General features: G+C 73.9%; 3 protein-coding genes. 2 read left to right on the top strand and 1 reads right to left on the bottom strand.

Annotated features, from left to right (window positions below):
• Positions 1-4 precede the first annotated feature (4 nt).
• Together AOK08_RS41680 and AOK08_RS41675 are read left to right on the top strand one after the other, a co-directional pair.
• Positions 5-1,441 carry a PucR family transcriptional regulator gene (locus tag AOK08_RS41680; protein ID WP_107101184.1) on the top strand — a complete coding sequence of 479 codons (1,437 nt, stop codon included), beginning with the start codon at positions 5-7 and terminating at the stop codon, positions 1,439-1,441.
• 93 nt (positions 1,442-1,534) lie between these two features.
• Positions 1,535-2,329 carry a phosphatase gene (locus tag AOK08_RS41675; RefSeq protein ID WP_055535762.1) on the top strand — a complete coding sequence of 265 codons (795 nt, stop codon included), beginning with the start codon at positions 1,535-1,537 and terminating at the stop codon, positions 2,327-2,329.
• Positions 2,330-2,339: 10 nt separating this feature from the next.
• Here AOK08_RS41675 and AOK08_RS41670 read toward each other — a convergent pair.
• Positions 2,340-2,833, bottom strand: a 494-nt coding sequence (locus AOK08_RS41670; protein WP_198539565.1) for an acyl-CoA thioesterase, incomplete at its 5' end; no start/stop codon positions are given.

The following is a 2,833-nucleotide window of genomic DNA, read 5'->3' as shown; positions in this document are numbered from 1 at the left end:
CCGGGTGGGCCTCTCCGCCCTCCTCGCCCGCGACGACCTCGCCCTGCGTCAGATCGCCGGGCCGACCGCCCCCGACCCGGCGATCCACTGGGCGCACGCGTCGGAGATGGCGGACCCGTACCCGTATCTGCTCGGCGGTGAGCTGCTGCTGACCGCCGGGATGCACATTCCGGAGGCAGCGGACCCGGCAGCGACGGCGTACTTCGAGGGTTACGTGGGCCGGATCGTGGCCGGAGGCGGCGCCGCCCTCGGGTTCGGAGTCGCGCCGGTGCACGACACGGTGCCGCGCGCGCTGGTCGCGGCCTGTGACGCGTACGGGCTGCCGCTCGTCGAGGTCCCGCCGCGTACGACGTTCTCGGGCGTGGCCCGCGCGGTCTGGCAGCTCATGGCCGAGGTCCGGCTGGCCGAGCTGCGCCGGGTGACGGAGGCCCAGCAGAGCCTGGCCGCCGCCGCGTCCCGTCCGGACCCGGTCCCCTCCGTGCTGCGCCGGCTGGCCCAGCGGGTCGGCGGCCGGGCGGTGCTGTACGGGCCGGACGGGACGGAGATGGCGGCGGCGGGGCGGGAAACGGGCGCCCCCGAGGCGCTGGCCGCGCTCGCGGCCGTGGTCCGGGCCGACCACGGCCCGTCCTCCGCGTCCGACACCACGACCCCCGGCACCCATCTCACCGCCTACGCCCTCGGCACCGGCAGCGGCTTCGCGCTCGGCGTCGCGACACCCGAACGTACGTCCGGCGATCACACGATCGCGTCCGTGGCGGCCGTACTCCTCACCCTGCTCACCCACCTCAGCGGCGAACACCGCAGCGGCTCGGGCGCCGCCCGCTCGTCGGCCCTCGTACGGCTGCTGCTGGGGGCCGCCCCGGAGACGGTCGCCCCGTTGCTGGGCGGCGCCCCGGACCACCGTTGGACGGTCGTGCACGCGCGGCCCGAGGCTCCCGGCGCGCCGGCCTCCGCGCTCGCCACCGCGTTCGGCTCGCCGCTGGTCGACATCGACGGGGACGTCGTACGGATCCTGCTGCCCGCCGACCGCGAACCGGCCCCGCAGCCCGGCTGGACCTGCGGGGTGAGCGCCCCGGCCGGTCCGCGCGAGTGGCCGGACGCCGATGTCCAGGCGGCCCGTGCGCTGGCCCGCGCCAGGGCCACCCGCAGCCCGCTGGTCCGCCACGGCGAGCGGGCCGCGCTGTCGGACCTCGTCCCCGAGGCGGACGCGGCGGCCCACGCCCGTACGCTCCTCGCGCCGGTCGCCGCGACCCCCGCGCTGGTCGAGACGCTGCGCACCTGGCTCTCCCTGCACGGGAGTTGGGACCGTACGGCGGTCGCGCTGGCCGTGCACCGCAACACCGTGCGGCAGCGGATCGCGCGCTGCGCGGCCCTGCTCGACACGGACCTCGACGATCCGGACGTACGGATGGAACTGTGGTTCGCGCTCAAGCGGCACTGAGCACCACTCAACGGTGTCGAGGTGGCGTGAGCTGCGTCCCAGCGGTCGGGACGTCCGGGTGTTGGCGGTGTCGTCTGCCTCACAATGGGAGGCATGCCGATACCCGGGATTCCCAGCCGCGCCGAGCTTGTCGATCACCTTGTGAAAACCCGTATCGCGGGTGATGTCGCCACGCCTCGCGAGAACAATCTCTCCCATTACCGCAAGCTGGCGAACGGCGAACGGCACTACTGGCTCGGGCTGGAGCTGGGCGACCGCTGGACCGACGAGCAGGACGTTCTCGCGGTGATGGCCGAGCGGGTCGGCGTCAACGACGACCCCGAACACCGGTACGGCCAGGACACCATCGACCCCGAGCTGACGGTCGCCGCGCTGGAGCGGCTGGCGGCCCGGCTACGCAAGGCGGCCGACGGGCGGCAGCGGGTGCTGTTCGCGACCGGCCACCCGGGCGGTCTGCTCGACGTGCACCGCGCCACGGCCGACGCGCTGCGGGCCGCCGGCTGCGAGATCGTCGTCATCCCGGACGGTCTGACGACGGACGAGGGGTACGTCTTCCAGTTCGCGGACGTGGCGGTGCTGGAGCACGGGGCCTCGCTGTGGCACACGCACTCCGGCGAGCCGATGCGCGCCATCCTGACGGCGCTGGAGCGGCAGCGCCGCCCGCTGCCCGACCTGGTCGTCGCCGACCACGGCTGGGCGGGGTACGCGGCACAGCACGGCATCGACTCGGTCGGGTACGCCGACTGCAACGACCCGGCGCTGTTCCTGGCCGAGGCGGAAGGCACCCTCCAGGTGGCCGTTCCACTCGACGACCATGTGACGAGCCCGCGCTTCTACGACCCGCTGACGGCGTTCCTGCTCAGCGAGGCCGGGTTGCTCGGCGACTGAGAACCGCTGGTCAGGGCGTGCGCGGTACCCGGATCACGCCCTCCTGGATGACCGTGATGGCCAGTCGTCCGTCCTGCGTGTAGATGCGGCCCTGGCCGAGGCCACGGCCGCCGGACGCGGACGGTGACTCCTGGTCGTACAGCAGCCATTCGTCGGCGCGGAACGGGCGGTGGAACCACATCGCGTGGTCCAGGGAGGCGCCCACCACGTCGTTGACGGCCCAGCCGCCGCGTCCGTGCGCGAGCAGGATCGAGTCGAGCAGCGTGTAGTCGGAGACGTACGTGGCGAGGCAGACGTGCAGCAGCGGTTCGTCGACGGCGCCGCCGAGCTTGCCGTTCGTACGGAACCAGACCTGGGAGCGCGGTTCGCGGGGCTCGCCGAACCTGCCGTAGGGCGGGTCGTCGACGTAGCGGATGTCGACGGCCTCGCGGGACTGGAGGAACTTCTCGACGATCGCCGGGTCCAGGTGGGCGTACCCGGGGAGTTGTTCCTCGGCCGTGGGGA

Source organism: Streptomyces graminilatus, from assembly GCF_001418565.1.
GTDB classification, from domain to species: domain Bacteria; phylum Actinomycetota; class Actinomycetes; order Streptomycetales; family Streptomycetaceae; genus Streptomyces; species Streptomyces graminilatus.
Note: the sequence above shows the minus strand (reverse complement) of the source record. Positions and strands in the feature narration are given on the sequence as shown.